The sequence below is a fragment of the Rhodobacter capsulatus genome (genome assembly GCF_052363175.1).
GTDB lineage: Bacteria > Pseudomonadota > Alphaproteobacteria > Rhodobacterales > Rhodobacteraceae > Rhodobacter > Rhodobacter capsulatus_D.
This window is the reverse complement of sequence record NZ_CP198946.1, coordinates 1,914,325-1,931,217: the sequence shown is the minus strand read 5'-3', so window position 1 is coordinate 1,931,217 and position 16,893 is coordinate 1,914,325. Positions and strand designations below refer to the sequence as shown.

The following is a 16,893-nucleotide window of genomic DNA, read 5'->3' as shown; positions in this document are numbered from 1 at the left end:
CAACTGGAGAACGGACATGGCTTGGAAAACGCTCGACGAGATGGATCTTGCGGGCAAGGTGGTGCTGGTGCGCGTGGACATCAACGTGCCGGTGGAAAACGGGGTGGTGACCGACGCGACGCGGATCGAAAAGATCGCGCCCACGGTCAAGGACATCCTCGCCAAAGGTGGCAAGCCGGTGTTGCTGGCGCATTTCGGTCGTCCGAAAGGCAAGCCCGTGCCGGAAATGAGCCTCAAGCCGCTGGTGCCGGAACTGGCCAAGGCGCTGGGGGTGACGGTGAAATTCGCCGAGGACTGCATTGGCGGTCCCGCCAAGACTGCCGTCGCGGCGCTGGCTGCGGGCGAAGTTCTGCTGCTGGAAAATACCCGCTTCCATGCAGGTGAAGAAAAGAACGATCCCGAACTGAGCGCCGCAATGGCCGCGCTGGGCGAGGTCTATGTGAACGATGCCTTCTCGGCGGCGCACCGCGCGCATTCCTCGACCGAGGGCGTGGCGCATATCCTGCCGTCCGCGGCGGGTCGTCTGATGGAAGCGGAACTGAAGGCGCTGGAAGCGGCGCTGGGCAATCCGGCGCGGCCGGTGACGGCGGTCGTCGGTGGCGCCAAGGTCTCGACCAAGCTTGATCTTCTGGGCAATCTGGTGACCAAGGTCGATCATCTGGTGATCGGTGGTGGCATGGCGAACACCTTCCTCGTCGCGCAGGGCATCGATGTCGGCAAATCGCTGGCCGAACGCGAGATGGCGGAGACCGCGCGCGAGATCCTTGAAAAGGCCAAGGCCGCGGGCTGCGCGATTCACCTGCCCGCCGATGTGGTGGTGGCGCGCGAGTTCAAGGCGGGCGCCGCGAACGAGGTCGTCGGCAAGGCCGATTGCCCGCCCGATGCGATGATCCTTGATGCCGGTCCGAAGTCGGTCGAAGAGATCGCCAAGGTGTTCGAGGCCAGCAAAACGCTGATCTGGAACGGCCCGCTCGGCGCCTTCGAGATCGCGCCCTTCGATGCGGCGACAAATGCGGCGGCGCAGAAAGCGGCGGATCTGACCAAGGCAGGCAAGCTGGTGTCGGTGGCGGGCGGTGGCGACACCGTGGCGGCGCTGAACAAGGCGGGCGCTGCGGAAGATTTCAGCTACATCTCGACCGCGGGCGGCGCTTTCCTTGAGTGGATGGAAGGCAAGGAACTGCCCGGCGTTGCGGCGCTGACGAAATAAGCTTGTCCGATTGCGACAAATCAGGGTCGGGGCGCTGCAAAGCGCCCCGATTTTTTCATGTCTGCTGCGCTGTTAGCGAAACCGGAATTGCATCCTTTGTCACAAGAGTTTAACCGGGTGCTGCAATTGCAAAGTCGCTGCCCGGAATGGTCCGGGCCCAGGATCGGGGGTCGAATATGGCGAAGACGATGATGGAACACATGCGCAAGGGCGAGGGCTTCATCGCCGCTCTTGACCAGTCGGGCGGCTCGACGCCGAAGGCGCTGCGGCTCTATGGCATCACCGAAGACGCCTATTCGAACGAAACCGAAATGTACGACCTGATCCACGCGATGCGCGCGCGGATCATCAAGTCGAGCGCCTTCACCGGCGACAAGGTGGTCGGCGCGATCCTCTTTGAACAGACGATGGACCGCGACATCGACGGCATCCCGACCGCCACCTATCTGTGGGAAAAGCGCGGCGTCGTGCCCTTCCTGAAGATCGACAAGGGTCTGGAAGAGGAAAAGAACGGCTGCCAAATGCTGAAGGCGATGCCGACGCTGGATGCGCTGCTGGAGCGCGCCGCGGAAGCCGGGATCTTCGGCACGAAAGAGCGTTCGGTGATTTCGGCCGCGGATCCGATGGGCATTGCCTCGGTCGTGGCGCAGCAGTTCGAAATCGGCGAGCAGGTTCTGGGCGCGGGCATGGTTCCGATCCTTGAGCCGGAAGTGACGATCTCGATCGCCGACAAGATCGACGCCGAAGCGATGCTGCGCGATGCGCTGCTGGCGGGTCTCGAAACCGTGTCCTCGCCCGTCATGCTGAAGCTCAGCCTGCCGACGATCGACAACTTCTATCTGCCGCTCGTCGAGCATCCGAACGTGATCAAGGTCGTCGCGCTCTCGGGTGGCTATGCCCGCAACGACGCGAACGCGATTCTCGCCCGCAACAAGGGCATGATCGCCTCGTTCAGCCGCGCGCTGACCGAGGGCCTGACCGCGCAGATGACCGATGCGGAATTCGACGCGGCGCTGGGCGAAGCGATCGACAGCATCTACCGCGCCTCGATCGCCGGTTGATCGGCGTATAAGGTAATCCCGCGGGCCCCCATTGGGGGCCCGTTTGCGTTCCGGGCCTTTTCACGCTCGGGCCTTTGTGGCAAGGTTGCGCCAGCGCCCGTCAGAGGCCGCATGAGAGGCACAGCATGAATCTTCCGAAAGGTCCGAGGGTCGCCCCCTTCGTCTTCTATTCCGCCGCCACCGTGCTTGGGCTCAACTTCGCCTTTGCCGCAATGCAGGGGCCGAATGGCATCTTCCATCGCGTTCAGGTTGATGCCGAAATCGAGAGACTGACGGTCGAGCGTGACAAGCTGAAAGCCGAAGAAGAGCGGATGGCGAATCTGACGCATCGGCTGTCGGACGATTATCTCGACCTTGATCTGCTCGATGAACGCGCGCGCGAGGTGCTGGGCACGCTGCGCGGCGATGAAATCGTGATCCGTTAAGCGATCCTTAAGCCTGTTTTCGCGCCCGCACGGCTTCGTGCGGGCGTTTTGCGTTCGCGCGATTGCATCTTTTCGTCGCATGCTGTAGAGAATGGTTTAACGTTGAACTATCGCGACCTGGGAGGCTGTCCAATGGCGACACGCAAGACCCCCGAGACCGCGGCGCCCGCGCGCCCCAATGTCTCGAAGGAAGAATTGCTCACTTATTACCGTGACATGCTGATGATCCGCCGGTTCGAGGAAAAGGCCGGTCAGCTCTATGGCATGGGCCTGATCGGTGGCTTCTGCCACCTTTACATCGGACAGGAAGCGGTCGTCGTCGGCCTTGAGGCTGCGACGAAGCCGGGCGACAAGCGCATCACCTCCTACCGCGATCACGGCCACATGCTGGCCTGCGGCATGGACCCGAAGGGCGTGATGGCGGAACTCACCGGGCGCGAGGGTGGCTTGTCGAAGGGCAAGGGCGGCTCGATGCACATGTTCTCGAAGGAGAAGCACTTCTACGGCGGGCATGGCATCGTCGGCGCGCAGGTGCCGCTGGGCGCGGGGCTGGCCTTTGCCGACAAATATCTCGGCAATGACAATGTTACCTTCGCCTATTTCGGCGATGGCGCGGCGAACCAGGGCCAGGTCTACGAGACCTTCAACATGGCGGCGCTTTGGAAGCTGCCGGTGATCTTCGTGATCGAGAACAACCAATATGCGATGGGGACGGCGCAGAAACGCTCGACCTCGTCGGCGGATATCTACATGCGCGGCGAGGCCTTCGGCATTCCGGGCGAGATCGTCGATGGCATGGATGTGCTGGCGGTGAAAGCGGCGTCGGAAAAGGCGGTTGCGCATTGCCGCTCGGGCGCTGGACCGTACATTCTGGAAGTGAAGACCTATCGCTACCGCGGTCACTCAATGTCGGACCCGGCGAAATACCGCACCCGCGAGGAAGTGCAGAAGATGCGCGACGAGCGTGATGCGATTGAAAACGTGCGGGAATTGCTGATTTCCTCGGGTCAGGCAACGGATGATGACCTGAAGGCCATCGACCGCGAGATCAAGGCGATCGTGAACGAGGCGGCGGAGTTTTCGAAGGAAAGCCCCGAGCCTGCGCTCACCGAGCTTTGGACCGACATTTACGCCTGAGGAGAGAAGACGATGGCAATTGACGTTCTGATGCCCGCGCTGTCTCCGACGATGGAAGAAGGCACGCTGGCGAAATGGCTGGTGAAGGCGGGCGACGAGGTAAAATCGGGCCAGATCATCGCCGAAATCGAGACCGACAAGGCGACGATGGAATTTGAGGCGGTGGACGAGGGCACGGTGGCAGAGCTGCTGGTGGCCGAAGGCGCCTCGGGGGTGAAGGTGAACACGCCGATCCTGCGTCTGGCGGGCGAAGGTGTGGAAACGGCTCCAGCGCCGAAAGCGGCGGCTCCGGTTGTGGCGGCCCCTGCCCCGGTGGCAGCGGCGCCCATTGCGGCAGCTTCGGTGGCGGTGGTGTCGAAAGCCTCGGCCGATTGGCCCGAGGGCACGCCGATGAAGACGATGTCCGTGCGCGAGGCTTTGCGCGAGGCGATGGCCGAAGAGATGCGGGCCGATCAGACGGTGTTCCTGATGGGCGAGGAAGTCGGCGAGTATCAGGGTGCCTACAAGGTCAGCCAAGGGTTGCTCGACGAATTCGGCGCGCAACGGGTGATCGACACGCCGATCACCGAGCATGGCTTTACCGGCATCGCGGTCGGCGCCGCCTTTGGCGGGCTGAAACCGATCGTCGAGTTCATGACCTTCAACTTCGCCATGCAGGCGATCGACCAGATCATCAACTCGGCCGCGAAAACGCTCTACATGTCGGGCGGTCAGCTCGGTTGCCCGATCGTCTTCCGCGGTGCGAATGGTGCGGCAGCGCGCGTCGCTGCGCAGCATTCGCAGGATTACGCCGCCTGGTATGCACAGATCCCGGGTCTGAAAGTGGTGATGCCCTATTCGGCGGCCGATGCGAAGGGCCTGCTGAAATCCGCGATCCGCGACCCGAACCCGGTGATCTTCCTCGAAAACGAGATCCTTTACGGGCGTTCGTTCGAGGTGCCGGTGCTCGACGATTTCACGATCCCCTTCGGCAAGGCCCGGATCTGGCGCGAGGGCACGGATGTCACGATCGTCAGCTTCGGCATCGGCATGGCGCATGCGCTTGACGCGGCCGACAAGCTGGCCGCCGAGGGCATAAGTGCCGAGGTGATCGACCTGCGCACGCTGCGCCCGATCGATTACGACACGGTTCTGGCCTCGGTGATGAAGACGAACCGCTGTGTCACGGTCGAGGAAGGCTGGCCGGTGGGCAGTATCGGCAACCATCTGTCGGCGACGATCATGGAGCGCGCGTTTGACTATCTCGATGCGCCGGTGATCAACTGCACGGGCAAGGATGTGCCGATGCCCTATGCGGCGAACCTTGAAAAGCTGGCGCTGGTGACCTCGGACGAGGTCGTCGCGGCGGTGAAACGCGTCTGCTATCGGTGAGGGAAAGATGGCTGTGGAAATCCTGATGCCCGCTTTGTCCCCCACGATGGAGGAGGGCACGCTGGCGAAATGGCTGGTCAAGGAAGGCGATGCGGTCAAATCGGGCCAGATCATCGCCGAGATCGAGACCGACAAGGCGACGATGGAATTCGAGGCGGTCGATGAAGGCGTGATCGGCAAGCTTCTGGTGGCCGAAGGGACCGCGGGCGTGAAGGTGAACGCGCCGATCGCGGTGCTGGTGGAAGAGGGTGGCAGCGCCGAGGTTGCCCACGCGCCGAAAGCCGCGGCCCCTGCCCCGGTTGCTGTCCCGGCCGTTGCGGCCCCCGTTGCGGCGGCGCAGGTTGTGCCGAAAGCTGCGGGCACGCGGATCTTCGCCTCGCCCTTGGCGCGGCGGATTGCGGCCGACAAGGGGCTTGATCTGGCGACGCTTTCGGGTTCGGGCCCGCATGGCCGGATAATAAAGGCCGATGTCGAAAATGCGACGCCCAAGGCTGCGGCTGTGGTCCCTGTTGCTGCTGCGGCGGCGCCAGCCCCTGCCCCCGCGCCGGTCTCTGCCGCCTCGGTCGCGAAACTTTACGAGGGCCGCGCCTATACCGAGGTTCCGCTCGATGGCATGCGCCGGGTAATTGCGGCGCGGCTGACCGAAGCGAAACAGACGATCCCGCATTTCTATCTGCGCCGCGAGGTGCGTCTGGATGCGCTTCTGTCCTTCCGCGAGGAGCTGAATAGGCAGCTGTCGGCGCGGGGCGTCAAGCTTTCAGTGAATGATTTCATCATCAAGGCCTGCGCGCTGGCACTGCAGGCCGTTCCGGCGGCGAATGCGGTCTGGGCGGGTGATCGGGTGCTGCAGATGAAAGCATCGGACGTGGCCGTGGCCGTGGCGATCGAGGGCGGGCTGTTCACCCCGGTCCTGCAGGATGCCGACACGAAATCGCTGAGCCAACTGTCGGCACAGATGAAGGATCTGGCCAAGCGCGCCCGGGATCGGAAACTGGCGCCGCATGAATATCAGGGCGGGTCGTTCGCGATCTCGAACCTGGGGATGATGGGGATCGAAAGCTTCGACGCGGTGATCAACCCGCCGCATGGTGCCATTCTGGCTGTGGGCGCGGGGGTAAAGAAGCCGGTCGTGAACGCATCGGGCGGGATCGAGGTGGCAACAATGATGTCGCTCACGCTCTCGGTCGATCACCGGGTGATCGATGGCGCGCTGGGGGCCGAGCTGCTGGCCGCAATCGTGGCCAATCTGGAAAACCCGATGGCGATGCTCGCCTGAACGGTCCGAACAATGCGATGGTGGCAGGGGAAACCCTGCCACTTTTCATTTCAGGGGCTCGCCCAGAAGAAGCGGGTCAGGTGATAAAAGATCGGTGCGGCAAAGATCACGCTGTCGAGCCGATCCAGAAAGCCGCCATGCGGCGCGATCAGATGGCCCCAGTCGCGCGTGCCCTTGTCGCGCTTGATCGCCGCCATGACGAGATCCCCGAAGAACCCCATCAGGGCAAGGACAAGGCTCATCCCCATCGCCTGCAACTGCGTGAAGGGCGTGAGCCACGACAGCGCGCCACCAGCCAGCACCGAAGCAAGGATGCCACCCACCGTGCCCTCCCAGGTCTTCGAGGCCGACAGCGCCGGGGCAATCAGGCGCCGTCCGATCCCGCGGCTGATCGCATATTGCGCGATGTCGGAGATCTGCACGACAAGGATCAGGAAGCCGATCAGCAGAAGGGTGTGCCCCTCGAACCCGGGGATCTGCAGCCAGAGCAGCGCCGGAATATAACTGACGCAATAGATGCAGATCATCACCGCCCATTGCGTTTCGGCGACACGCGCCAGAAATTGCTCGGGCCGCCCCTGCAGCGCGGAAATGACCGGCAGCAGCAGAAAGACATGCACGGGAACAAAAAGCGCAGCAAGGCTCGTCCATCCTGCGGCGACGAAAGTATATTGCAACGGCAAGACCAGAAAGAAACTTGCGGCCAGTGTCCAGTGATCGGCGACGCTCTTTGTCGTCAATGTCAGAAATTCCCGAAGCGCCGAAAATGATACGATCACGAAGAGGGCAATCACGCCCGCCTTCCCCGCCAGCAGCGCCAGCGCCATAAGAACGGCAAAGGCCCACCATGCCGCAATGCGGGCATTCATCGTCTCGATCACCGGATGCGATCCATCCGGCGCGATCGCCTCGCGCAGCACCTGACCAAGGATCGCCGCCAGAAACAGGACGACCCCAAGACCGAAAAGCGCAGGGGCAAGACCGATCATCGGGCCGCCCCCAGATCCGCCAAGGCCGCTGCGGCGCGGGCCAGAAAGATTTCCTTCGGCTCATCCGAGACAATGCGGATCGGCGCCCCGAAGGTGACTGTGCAGATCAGCGGCACCGGGATCACCTTGCCGCGCGGCATGACGTGGTTCAAATTCGAGATCCATACCGGAATGAGGTCAACCGCGGGCCGCTGCCGCGCCAGATGAAACAGCCCGGATTTGAACGGCAGCAACGGGTCGTCCGAGGTGTTCCGTCGCCCCTCGGGAAAAATGATCAGCGCCGAGCCCGCGTCCAGCGCCGTCAGCATCTGCCCGACCGGATCCTCGGTCCGCGCCTCGGGGCGACGGTCGATCAGCACGGCCCGAAACACGTCTCGCCCGGCAAAGGCCCGGATCGGCGAGGCCAGCCAGTAATCCAGCGCCGCGACCGGCCGGGTCCGCCCCCGCAGCACGGGCGGCAGCACCGTCCAGATCAGCACGAAATCCGCGTTCGAGGTGTGATTGGAATAATAGACCCGTGGCCCGGGCAGCGGCTCCGACCCCGACCAGATCGCCCGCGGCGCGGTCAGGATGCGGGCAAACAGCGAAATCGCGTCGCCCGCAAGTTTGGTGACGATCCGGTAGGGCAGCGCTTTGATCCGCTCAAGCCCCGTCATGATCCGCCGTCAGCCCTCGCAGTCACAACCGCGCAATTGCTGATCCATGCTGACCGAGGGCTGCGCACAGCCCGCCTCGCCGACGATCTTCGCGGGCACCCCGGCCACGGTCTTGCAGCGCGGCACATCGGCCAGCACCACCGAGCCCGCCGCGATCCGCGAATTGTCGCCGACGTGAATATTGCCCAGCACCTTCGCACCCGCACCGATCAGCACACCATTGCCGATTTTCGGATGGCGGTCCTGCTCTTCCTTGCCGGTGCCGCCCAGCGTCACCGAATGCAGCATCGACACATTGTCGCCCACCACCGCCGTCTCGCCGATCACGATCGAATGGGCGTGGTCGATCATCACGCCGCGGCCGATCCGGGCCGCCGGATGAATGTCGACACCAAAGGCCTCCGAGGTGCGCATCTGCACGAAATAGGCCATGTCCTTGCGCCCCTGCCGCCAGAGCCAATGCGCGATGCGATAGCTTTGCAGCGCCTGATAGCCCTTGAAGAACAGGATCGGCTGCAGGAACCGATGGCACGCGGGGTCACGATCATAGACCGCCACCAGATCTGCCCGCGCCGCCTGTCCAAGATCGGGATCAGCGCCATAAGCCTCGTCGGCGATCTCGCGCAGCAATTGCTCGCTCATCTCACCCGAGGCGAGCTTCAGCGAAAACCGATAGGCCAAGGCCTTTTCCATCGTCGCATGGTGCAGAAGACCCGCATGAATCAATGCGCCCAGAAGCGGCTCCTGACTGACGGCATCATGCGCTTCCTCACAGATCCGCATCCACACCGGATCGATGGCAGCCACCTTCGCGCGGGTTTTGGACATGGGAGTCTCCTTGACTTTGGGTCAGCCTAACACAGGCATTGTCCCTCAGATAGGGGAGTTGATTGCCCGTGCAAAGCCCCCTCGCGCGCCAGCACTTAACGGCTGCGATCACCTCGGCCAGATGATCGATCTCGGCCCGATCGGGGCGCTGCCCCCGCAGAGCCGGTTCCCGCAGCGCCCGCGCCATCAGCGAGCCATTGCCCCAGCGCGGATGCGACCGGGCGAGCCGCTTGCGATAAAGATCGGCCCAATGCGCCTCGCGCAACCATTGCGCCAGCCGCGCCGGGCGCTCGGACGCTGCGACAGCCGCCACCGCCCGCGCCGCGATCAGCAGATCGTCGATCAGGATCGGTCGCAAGACTAGGCCCCGACCTCGATCCGCGCCGCCAGCCCGGGGCCGTAAACCTCCGACACCTGCGCCACCTCAAGCGTAAAGACCCCGCCAACGCCATCCGCCGTCTGCAACGCCGCCGGATAGGTCCAACTTGTCTCGCCCACCGTCACCTCGCGTTTGACAACCGCTCCCTCCAGCACCCGGATCAGATACAGCTCCGCGCTCTCGCCCAGCGGCACCTCGTAGCCCTGCCAACTGTCGCCATCAATCCGCGTCCGCCGCACCCAGCGAAAGCTCCAGCCGCTGCCGCTTGGTTCCGCGCGCAGATGACAAGGGCTGAACGGTCGCAGCCCGACCCCGGCGAAGGCCTCGACCCGATGCACGAAGGACGGATCGTCATAGGACCGCGCCGCCGATCCGATCCGGTAATGCCGCGCCAGCCCGCGCGCAGCGCTTGGCAGCGCGATCTGCTCGGGCGCACCATCAAGCAACACCACAAGACTGCCCTCGGGCCAAACCTCGGGCATCAGCGCGTCGGTGCCCAACTGTCCGCGCAACCGCAGCGAAAGATCCCAGATCCGCCCGCTGATCAACGACGCCTGCGTGAATTGAAACACCTCCCAATTGCCCGAACTGCCATCGCCGATCGCCATCGCATTCGCCCCGTTGAGCACCCGCAACGCCGTCGCCGACTCCAGCGCCCCGCTCGCCAGCTTCACCCGCAGCGGTGCCCCCCGGTCCCAGACCCCAGACCCGGCACGATGCAGCGGCGTCAGTGTCTCCCCGATCACCGCCCGCGTGCCCAGCGTCGCATTCAACGCATATCCCGCATCCTCGTCCGAGGCCCAGACCGCCACCGTCCCCGGCCAGGGCGTCGCCGTCACCGCCAGATGCGGCGCGATCGGATCCTCGTCACCCTTCATCAAAGGCAGATCCAGAAACACCGCCGTCACCGGCACCGGCGCCGCAAAGGGGCGCAAGCTGGCCGGATCCTCCACCTCGTCGGCGGGCGCATAAAGTCCGGGCTCGACCCGCACCGCCTCGACCTGCATCAGCCCGGCATCTTCGACCCGATCGATCCGATAGCGCCGCTGCCCCTCGGCCAGATCAAGCGCCACCACATCGCCCGCACCCAGATGCCCGAGCGAGGGCGGCAGCGCGAAACGCGAACTGTCGCGCGCCACCCGGGCCTCGGCCAGCCAGCGCCCGACGATGCCCTGCGCCTGCACCCGCGTCAGCGCCAGCGGCAGCTCCGATCCCGCAGCCGCCCCCGCCGCTTCGTCGGGAAAGACGGCCTCGACCGCCTTGACTTCAAAATCGCCATCCGCCTCGACATAGGCCAGCCGAACCCGCCCCGCGATCTCGGCCTTGGCCGACCGCACCGTTTCGACAATGGCGTCGCCCTCACCGATCGCCAGATCCGCCGCGCTCAGCGTGGCATCGACCCGACCGTCGCGCATCCGGAACACAAGCTTGCCCTCGCGCTCGAGCACCTCGAACCCATAGGCCAGCATCAGCGCCTGCAGTCCCGAGCGCCCGGTCTGGTCGCCTGTCATCGTATAGCCGCGCACAAGGCCATAAAGTCCGCTCACGTCGATGTCCTCGATCCCGGCCACGTTGCATATCTCGGCCACGACGTTCGCCAACGGCTGCGCTACCGCCCGTCCCGAAATCCAATGCCCGCGCGCATAGTTGTCGCCATCCGCCCACAGCGCGGTGTTGAGCGGAAACTGAGGCCAGGGCCGCGTATCCCAAGCCCAGACATGCGCGCGGCTCATGTCGAGCATCGGCCCGCCATAAACCGCGGACACCGGGTTCTTCGCCGCCTCCCCCCAGTAGCGTGTCATCGCGCGCAAATATTGCATCTGGATCAGCTCGTCGCGCCGCCCGTCGGAATAATGCGGCAGGTTCGATTCCGAACTTTTCGGGTCCAAGAACTTGTTTGGCTGGTTCGTGCCCTTGTTGATCGCCGCACAGCCCATTTCGGTAAACCAGACAGGTTTCGACTGCGGCACCCAATCCGTCGCCGCCTCGGACCGCACGCCCCCCACCCGCTCATGGTGATCGCTCAGCCACCAGCTGCGAATGTCCTTCGCTCGCCAGATCCAGGGCTCGTCGTGATCGCCATCGGTGATCGGCGTGCGGATCTGCGCTGTGCGATGTTCGGGCACAGCGTAATACCAGTCATAGTACTCGCCGCCCTCGATATTGGCGCGCAGATAATCGAGCGCGTAGATCGAGCCCCAGCCAGCATCAAGATGATCCTCGCCGTCCCGCCAATCCGACAGCGGCATGTAATTGTCGATGCCGATGAAATCGATATTTGCATCGGCCCAGAGAGGGTCCAGGTGAAAGAACCGATCGCCATTGCCCGGCGTATAACCCCAGTATTCCGACCAGTCTGCCGCATAACCGATCTTGCATCCAACCCCGAGGATCGCTTTCACCTCGGCCGCCAACTGCCGAAATGCCGCCACCGCCGGAAAGTTGTTCCCCGGCCCCCGGATCTGGGTCAGCGCCACCATCTCAGTGCCGATGCAAAAGGCATCGACGCCCCCCGCCAGCTGGCACAGATGCGCATAATGCAGGATGAAGCGACGCATCGACCATTCCTCGGGGCCGGAATAGACGACCTGCCCACCAGAGATTGCGAAGTCACCCGGCTGCGCGGTGCCAAAGAACCCCGCCACCTGCGCTTCGGCCACCGCCGTTCCGTCCGGGCTGCCCTCCCGCCCCGGCGCGACCGAGAGCGTGATCCGCCCCCGCCAGGGCAAGGCTGGCTGCTCGGCCGCGTCGCTCCAGGGATCGGGCAGAGCATTCCCCGCCAGCTGCTCCATCAGGATGAACGGATAGAGCATCACCGCCTTGCCCGCCGTGCGCAGGGCCGCAATCGCCTCGATCACCGCCGCATCCGCAGGCGTGCCACCATAGACCGAGCTCCCCGACAGCAGCGGCACTTCCTCGGCCGTAGCCCGCTCCACCCCCGAGACCCGCCAAGGCATATTGCGGCCCTCTTCCAGCACCGAGGCGACCTTGGGCTTCACATCACACGCCCCGCAGCGCAGATCATCGCCAAACCAGCTCACCACCAGCGACACAGCCCCGCAGTTCGGCAGTTCCTCCTCCAGCCGCTCCAGCGCGGCGACCAGATCGGTCTGCCCACCGGGGGCATTCTGGTTCGCGACCACCTGCGTCGCCGTCACGCCGCTGCCCGTCGTCACATAGACCGGCGTCGTCGCCAGCGCATATTCTCCCGTGCCCGGGATCAGCGCCACCGCCTGCACCGCCCGCGTCAGATCGGGCTCGGCCTCGGCCAGATCGCCTTGCGCCGCACGCACCACCTCGAAGCTGAGCTGCGGCACCCGGTTGCCATAGGGGCTCAGCTGCAGATCCTCGATCACCACATAGGCAATGCCGCGATAGGCGGGCGCCTGCTCGGCCCCCTCGACCGCCGCGATCTTCGGGTCGGGCAGCTGATCCTCACCACCCCCGTAAACCCGCATGTTCAGGCTCGAGGCCTCTATCTCGCTGCCATCCGCCCAAACCCGGCCGACCCGCAAGATCTCGCCCTCGCACAAGGCCAGCGCGAGGCTCAACGAATAGCTGTAACTCGTGACCGAGGCCCGCGGCGCGCCCTTGCCGCTTTTCTCGACCGATTTCGTCTCGAAGAACCGCGTCGCCCAGATCACCTGCCCCGCAACCCGCATCCGCCCCCAAAGCCGCCCGACCGCCTCGCCCTCCGAGGCGCTCGACAGCCGCAGCCGATCCACCCGCCCGGTCTCGACGCTTTGCGACCCCGATCCCAGAAGCCGCTGATCGATCACCCGGCCCAGCGTGGCCCCCACGGCCCGTCCGATCACCGCCCCCGACAGGCCCAGAACCGTGCCGCCAAAGCCACCACCAATCGCGGCGCCCGCCGCCGAAAGCAGTATCGTCGCCATTCACCTTGCCCCCTCGGGAAATTGAAACCGCGCCACGATCCGGCGCCGCCACGGCTCCGACAGCGGGCTTTCGACCACACCATGGCCCGTGTAAGCATGCACGAAGCTCGCCCGCGCGCCGATCTCGGCGGCGATGCCCAGATGCTTGGCCACCGCGCCAGCGCGCATCCGAAACAGCAGCACCTCGCCCGGGCGCTCGGGCCCCGCCCCGATGGGCAAAGCCACCAGATGCCGCTCCGCCGCCCGCCACAGCACTTCCTCGCGCGCGGGCTCGGACCAATCGGCCGTATAGGGCGGCACCAGCTCCGGCTCGGCGCCATAAAGCGCGCGCCAGACCCCGCGCAAAAGCCCCAGACAATCCGTCCCCGCGCCCTGCACCGAGACCTGATGCCGATAGGGCGTACCAATCCACGCCCGCGCAATCGCCACCGCCTGCAACCCGACCGTGCTCATCGAAACAGGCTCCCACCGTCATTCGTACCGCTCTGCACCGGATAGGAGACCAGCCAGTCCTCTCCCGGAATATGCGGGAATCCCCGAAAATTCAGGAAATTGTCGAACTTGAGCCGACAGGTTTCGGCGCGCTTGTCGCAGCCGGGCTCGATCCGCACCAGATCCCCTGCCATCGGATCGGCCCCCAACCGCTGCCAAAGCTCGATCAGACGCGAGCCATCCGATTGAAGCCGGTCATTCTTCACCACGCCGATCAGGCCCACTGCCGCGCCCCCCAGCACCACCAGCCGCCCCTTCTCGAACCAGCGATCCTCGAACCCCGCCCCCTCGCCGATGCGCAACAGCACCGCCTCCTCGACGCCGCTCAACGTCGCCTCCAGCGCGTAGCCGTCCTTCGTCAGATCGAAGCGGCACTGGCCATCACCCAGAACGGCCGCGCAGCGCGGATGATAGATCCGCCCCTGCTCCAGCCCCAAGGCTTCGGTCAGCCCGCGCAATTCGGCCGTGAACCCGCCTGCGCCGCGCGACACCTCGCCCAATCGCCCGCGAAAGGTCAGCACCCGTTCGCTCGGGTCGGCCCAGTTCACCAGCCAGACCCGGACCTCGGCGCCATCATAGCGCCCGGCCAAAATATCGGCCTCGGTGATCGCCTCGGAACTCAACGCGCCGTAGCTTTCCGTATTGTCGACCGACAGACCCGTGCTCTGCATCAGCGCCTTCGCCGTCATCCCGCTGCCCGGCTCGAAAGTGATCCCCTCGAACGCCAGAACCCGGTCGTGATCGGTGAAGCCAAGCACCCGCCCGTCCGCCCGCACCAGCGCCCAGGCCCGCGCCAGCGTCGTCACGCCCTGCGCAAGATGCGCCTTCAAACTCTCCGGATAGGCCATCAGACCCGCACCTCCAGCACCGGCACCTGCGGCAGATCCCCCGCCTGAAACGACTGCACCGAGACCGCGATCCGGTCGGTATCGAACCGCACCGGCACGTCGAATTCGAACCCGGCCGTCACCCGCGCCCCTTTCGGCGGCGGCTCGTTGAAGGTGACGATCCCGGTGCCATGATCGACCGCGAAATTCACCGCCTCGGCCTGATGATCGCCCGCGATGCCCAACTTGACCGTGCCCTCGACCGGCTTCGTGATCGGCCGCACATAGCTCTGCCCGCCCGAGGCATAGGTTTTGACCAGCTGAAACGCCGCCGTCACGCCATCCCCGATGCCGATCAGCTGATCCTCATGCGTCACCGCTTTCGAGGCCGGGCAACTCTTGTAATCGGCCCAGTCCTTCCAGCGAAAGCCGTGCAGCTGCCCGCCTCGCGCTTCGAAAAACGCGATCAGCCGCTCGACATCATCGAGACTGCGCAACCCAACCCCGGCATCGTAATGCCGCCGCGAATGCGCCCAGGGGCTGTTGCGCTCCTCGAACCCGCTCGAGAGCGTGACGATCTCGGTGCGCCGCTCCGGCCCGCCGACCGAGCCGAAACTCAGATTGGCCGGGAACCGAACTTCATGAAATGCCATGATTTCCTCCTCAGGCGTTGCGCGATCCACGCGCGAGCGCGCGGTTCACCTGCGCCGCGATCTGGCCCTGAGAGCGGGCAAACCCGGCCGCATCGGGCGTCGTGACGTTCATCACCACATTGACCACCCGCCCGCCCGCGGCCTGCACGCCCAGCCGCCCGTCCGCGCCCCGCGCCAGCGGCATGATCGCCTCGGGCCCGGCCTCGCCCATCAGCCCCGTCGCGCCTCGCATCGCGAAATTGGTGGGCGAAGACACGACCCCGCCCTTGGCAAAGGGCATCACCCGTCCTTGCGAAAAGGCCCCGCCCTTCGCAAACCCGAAAACCCCGCCCAGCATCCCGTTGAGCGAAGTCGCAATCGCCCCGCCGATCGCATCCTGCACCGGCTTCATCGCCACCGAATAGGCCGCCTGCGCCATCCCCTCGGCCACCGAACTCAACGCATCCGAGAGCTTCATGCCGTCGAAGATCACGCCATCGAACGCCCGCCGGATCGAGCGCCCGAAGCTTTGCGACAGGCTGCCCACCTCGCGGCTCGTATAGGTCAGGCTTTCGCGCATCCGCCCGAGTTCATCGCTGAAACTCGCGGCCACCCCCTCCGCGCCGCCCAAGGCCTGCTCCAATTCCGCCGCCTGCTGGCTCAGCGCATCGAGCCCGTCAACTTCGATCATCGCTCATCCTTTCGAATTGCCGTCGCGCACCACATCGGGAAACCGCGCCGCAAGCTCCGCAAGCCGTCCGCGCGTCAGCGGCGGCGCGCCCGCCACCTCGCCCAGCATCACGGCCAGCTCAGTCGGCGTCAGCCGCCAGAAGTCCCATGGCCGCAGCCCCAGCCCCTTCAGCCCGACCCGCAACAGCCCCGGCCAATCCAGCCCCTCGCTCACGATCCGCCCTGCCCCGGCACGGTAAAAGCGCGCGCCAGCAACTCGGCCGCGATGCGCGCCGCGCCCACCGGCCCGCCGCCGATCTCGACCGTGCGCAGATCCTCGGCCCGGCCCTCCCAGCCACCGCCGCGCAAGCCCGCCACCAACAGCGCCAGCACGTCCCGGCTCGAAAACGCCCCGCTTTCAAACCGCCGAACCAGATCCATCAGCGAGGCCTCTCCCAGCCCCGCCTCCAGTTCCGCCAAGGCCCCCAGCGTCAGCTTTGCCACCCGCCGCTCGGCCCCCAGAACCACCTCGACCTCGCCCGCCCAAGGGTTCGCCATCATCACCCTCAGATCGCCGTGAAGCTCAACGCACCCGCCGAAGCCATCGCGAGCTCATAGGTTGCCTCGCCATTGTGGCTGCCCGCATAGTCGATCGAGGTGATCATGAACGGTCCCTGCACGATGCCGAAATCGGGGATGATCACCTGAAACTCGGGCACCTCCCCGTCGAAAAAGATCTGCCGCGCCCGCTCGTCGGTATCGGCGTCCTTGAACACCCCCGAGCCCGAAATCGCGGCCGAGCGCACCCCCGCACCCCCCAGCAATTCCCGCCAGCCACCCTGGCTTTCAAGCGAGGTCACATCGACCGTCTCGGCATTGAAGCTGATCCGCGTCGCGCGCAGCCCCGCGATGGTCTCGAATTGCCCCGACCCGCTCAGGTCGATCTTGATCAGAAGGTCCTTGCCGTTCTGCGCCGCCATGTCGTCACTCCAGATGTTGAAATTTCACCGCCCGAAAGGCATCGGCCCTCAACCCTCGCCCGACCCGA

General features: G+C 65.2%; 18 protein-coding genes. 6 read left to right on the top strand and 12 right to left on the bottom strand.

The annotated features are described in order from the left end of the window. Positions 1–16: 16 nt before the first annotated feature. From ACTTAI_RS10430 to ACTTAI_RS10405, 6 genes are all read left to right on the top strand, one after another. On the top strand, positions 17–1,207 hold the full coding sequence (locus ACTTAI_RS10430; RefSeq protein WP_444455648.1) for a phosphoglycerate kinase: 1,191 nt from the start codon (positions 17–19) through the stop codon (positions 1,205–1,207). 176 nt (positions 1,208–1,383) lie between these two features. Then, positions 1,384–2,268 carry a fructose bisphosphate aldolase gene (locus ACTTAI_RS10425; protein ID WP_444455647.1) on the top strand — a complete coding sequence of 295 codons (885 nt, stop codon included), beginning with the start codon at positions 1,384–1,386 and terminating at the stop codon, positions 2,266–2,268. Positions 2,269–2,393: 125 nt separating this feature from the next. Further along, complete coding sequence (locus tag ACTTAI_RS10420) at positions 2,394–2,693, top strand: FtsB family cell division protein (protein WP_444455646.1); 300 nt, start codon at positions 2,394–2,396, stop codon at positions 2,691–2,693. Positions 2,694–2,825: 132 nt separating this feature from the next. After that, entirely contained in the window at positions 2,826–3,830 is a 1,005-nt protein-coding gene (pdhA, locus tag ACTTAI_RS10415) for a pyruvate dehydrogenase (acetyl-transferring) E1 component subunit alpha (protein WP_444455645.1), read from the top strand. Between the two features lie 12 nt (positions 3,831–3,842). Continuing rightward, on the top strand, positions 3,843–5,201 hold the full coding sequence (locus tag ACTTAI_RS10410) for a pyruvate dehydrogenase complex E1 component subunit beta (RefSeq protein ID WP_444455644.1): 1,359 nt from the start codon (positions 3,843–3,845) through the stop codon (positions 5,199–5,201). Positions 5,202–5,208: 7 nt separating this feature from the next. After that, a complete protein-coding gene (locus ACTTAI_RS10405; RefSeq protein WP_444455643.1) occupies positions 5,209–6,477 on the top strand; it encodes a pyruvate dehydrogenase complex dihydrolipoamide acetyltransferase in 1,269 nt (422 codons plus the stop codon). 50 nt (positions 6,478–6,527) lie between these two features. Here ACTTAI_RS10405 and ACTTAI_RS10400 read toward each other — a convergent pair whose 3' ends face one another. Genes ACTTAI_RS10400 through ACTTAI_RS10345 form a run of 12 tightly spaced genes read right to left on the bottom strand, consistent with a single transcriptional unit; the run spans position 6,528 to position 16,825 of the window. Further along, positions 6,528–7,466 (bottom strand): phosphatidate cytidylyltransferase, encoded by a 939-nt coding sequence (locus ACTTAI_RS10400; RefSeq protein ID WP_444455642.1) that lies wholly within the window; start codon positions 7,464–7,466, stop codon positions 6,528–6,530. Continuing rightward, complete coding sequence (locus ACTTAI_RS10395) at positions 7,463–8,122, bottom strand: lysophospholipid acyltransferase family protein (RefSeq protein ID WP_444455641.1); 660 nt, start codon at positions 8,120–8,122, stop codon at positions 7,463–7,465. The genes ACTTAI_RS10400 and ACTTAI_RS10395 overlap by 4 nt, the downstream gene beginning before the upstream one ends. Before the next feature lie 9 nt (positions 8,123–8,131). Continuing rightward, positions 8,132–8,950: a serine O-acetyltransferase gene (gene cysE / locus ACTTAI_RS10390; protein WP_444455640.1), complete on the bottom strand. Its 819-nt coding sequence runs from the start codon at positions 8,948–8,950 to the stop codon at positions 8,132–8,134. Next, positions 8,892–9,308 carry a DUF7742 family protein gene (locus ACTTAI_RS10385; protein ID WP_444455639.1) on the bottom strand — a complete coding sequence of 139 codons (417 nt, stop codon included), beginning with the start codon at positions 9,306–9,308 and terminating at the stop codon, positions 8,892–8,894. The genes cysE and ACTTAI_RS10385 overlap by 59 nt, the downstream gene beginning before the upstream one ends. A 2-nt stretch (positions 9,309–9,310) precedes the next feature. Beyond that, positions 9,311–13,225, bottom strand: coding sequence for a baseplate multidomain protein megatron (locus tag ACTTAI_RS10380; protein WP_444455638.1), 3,915 nt, complete (start codon positions 13,223–13,225; stop codon positions 9,311–9,313). Next, complete coding sequence (locus ACTTAI_RS10375) at positions 13,226–13,678, bottom strand: peptidase (RefSeq protein ID WP_444455637.1); 453 nt, start codon at positions 13,676–13,678, stop codon at positions 13,226–13,228. Beyond that, entirely contained in the window at positions 13,675–14,565 is an 891-nt protein-coding gene (locus tag ACTTAI_RS10370) for a DUF2163 domain-containing protein (protein WP_444455636.1), read from the bottom strand. Before ACTTAI_RS10370 ends, ACTTAI_RS10375 begins: the two co-directional genes overlap by 4 nt. Next, positions 14,565–15,197, bottom strand: a complete 633-nt coding sequence (locus tag ACTTAI_RS10365; RefSeq protein WP_444455635.1) for a phage distal tail protein, Rcc01695 family — start codon at positions 15,195–15,197, stop codon at positions 14,565–14,567. The genes ACTTAI_RS10370 and ACTTAI_RS10365 overlap by 1 nt, the downstream gene beginning before the upstream one ends. A gap of 10 nt (positions 15,198–15,207) precedes the next feature. Next, positions 15,208–15,867, bottom strand: a complete 660-nt coding sequence (locus ACTTAI_RS10360; RefSeq protein ID WP_444455634.1) for a phage tail tape measure protein — start codon at positions 15,865–15,867, stop codon at positions 15,208–15,210. A gap of 3 nt (positions 15,868–15,870) precedes the next feature. Next, entirely contained in the window at positions 15,871–16,080 is a 210-nt protein-coding gene (locus ACTTAI_RS10355) for a rcc01693 family protein (RefSeq protein ID WP_444455633.1), read from the bottom strand. Next, positions 16,077–16,403: a gene transfer agent family protein gene (locus ACTTAI_RS10350; protein ID WP_444455632.1), complete on the bottom strand. Its 327-nt coding sequence runs from the start codon at positions 16,401–16,403 to the stop codon at positions 16,077–16,079. The genes ACTTAI_RS10355 and ACTTAI_RS10350 overlap by 4 nt, the downstream gene beginning before the upstream one ends. Before the next feature lie 8 nt (positions 16,404–16,411). Further along, complete coding sequence (locus ACTTAI_RS10345) at positions 16,412–16,825, bottom strand: phage major tail protein, TP901-1 family (protein WP_444455631.1); 414 nt, start codon at positions 16,823–16,825, stop codon at positions 16,412–16,414. Positions 16,826–16,893 lie beyond the last annotated feature (68 nt).

Excerpts from the sequence above, each read along its gene's own strand:
- ACTTAI_RS10350 (WP_444455632.1), bottom strand. The coding sequence starts at position 16,403 with ATGGCGAACCCTTGGGCGGGCGAGGTCGAGGTGGTTCTGGGGGCCGAG.
- ACTTAI_RS10410 (WP_444455644.1), top strand. The coding sequence starts at position 3,843 with ATGGCAATTGACGTTCTGATGCCCGCGCTGTCTCCGACGATGGAAGAA.
- ACTTAI_RS10400 (WP_444455642.1), bottom strand. The coding sequence starts at position 7,466 with ATGATCGGTCTTGCCCCTGCGCTTTTCGGTCTTGGGGTCGTCCTGTTT.
- ACTTAI_RS10395 (WP_444455641.1), bottom strand. The coding sequence starts at position 8,122 with ATGACGGGGCTTGAGCGGATCAAAGCGCTGCCCTACCGGATCGTCACC.
- ACTTAI_RS10360 (WP_444455634.1), bottom strand. The coding sequence starts at position 15,867 with ATGATCGAAGTTGACGGGCTCGATGCGCTGAGCCAGCAGGCGGCGGAA.
- ACTTAI_RS10430 (WP_444455648.1), top strand. The coding sequence starts at position 17 with ATGGCTTGGAAAACGCTCGACGAGATGGATCTTGCGGGCAAGGTGGTG.
- ACTTAI_RS10380 (WP_444455638.1), bottom strand. The coding sequence starts at position 13,225 with ATGGCGACGATACTGCTTTCGGCGGCGGGCGCCGCGATTGGTGGTGGC.
- ACTTAI_RS10365 (WP_444455635.1), bottom strand. The coding sequence starts at position 15,197 with ATGGCATTTCATGAAGTTCGGTTCCCGGCCAATCTGAGTTTCGGCTCG.
- cysE (WP_444455640.1), bottom strand. The coding sequence starts at position 8,950 with ATGTCCAAAACCCGCGCGAAGGTGGCTGCCATCGATCCGGTGTGGATG.
- ACTTAI_RS10420 (WP_444455646.1), top strand. The coding sequence starts at position 2,394 with ATGAATCTTCCGAAAGGTCCGAGGGTCGCCCCCTTCGTCTTCTATTCC.
- pdhA (WP_444455645.1), top strand. The coding sequence starts at position 2,826 with ATGGCGACACGCAAGACCCCCGAGACCGCGGCGCCCGCGCGCCCCAAT.
- ACTTAI_RS10405 (WP_444455643.1), top strand. The coding sequence starts at position 5,209 with ATGGCTGTGGAAATCCTGATGCCCGCTTTGTCCCCCACGATGGAGGAG.
- ACTTAI_RS10375 (WP_444455637.1), bottom strand. The coding sequence starts at position 13,678 with ATGAGCACGGTCGGGTTGCAGGCGGTGGCGATTGCGCGGGCGTGGATT.
- ACTTAI_RS10425 (WP_444455647.1), top strand. The coding sequence starts at position 1,384 with ATGGCGAAGACGATGATGGAACACATGCGCAAGGGCGAGGGCTTCATC.
- ACTTAI_RS10345 (WP_444455631.1), bottom strand. The coding sequence starts at position 16,825 with ATGGCGGCGCAGAACGGCAAGGACCTTCTGATCAAGATCGACCTGAGC.
- ACTTAI_RS10370 (WP_444455636.1), bottom strand. The coding sequence starts at position 14,565 with ATGGCCTATCCGGAGAGTTTGAAGGCGCATCTTGCGCAGGGCGTGACG.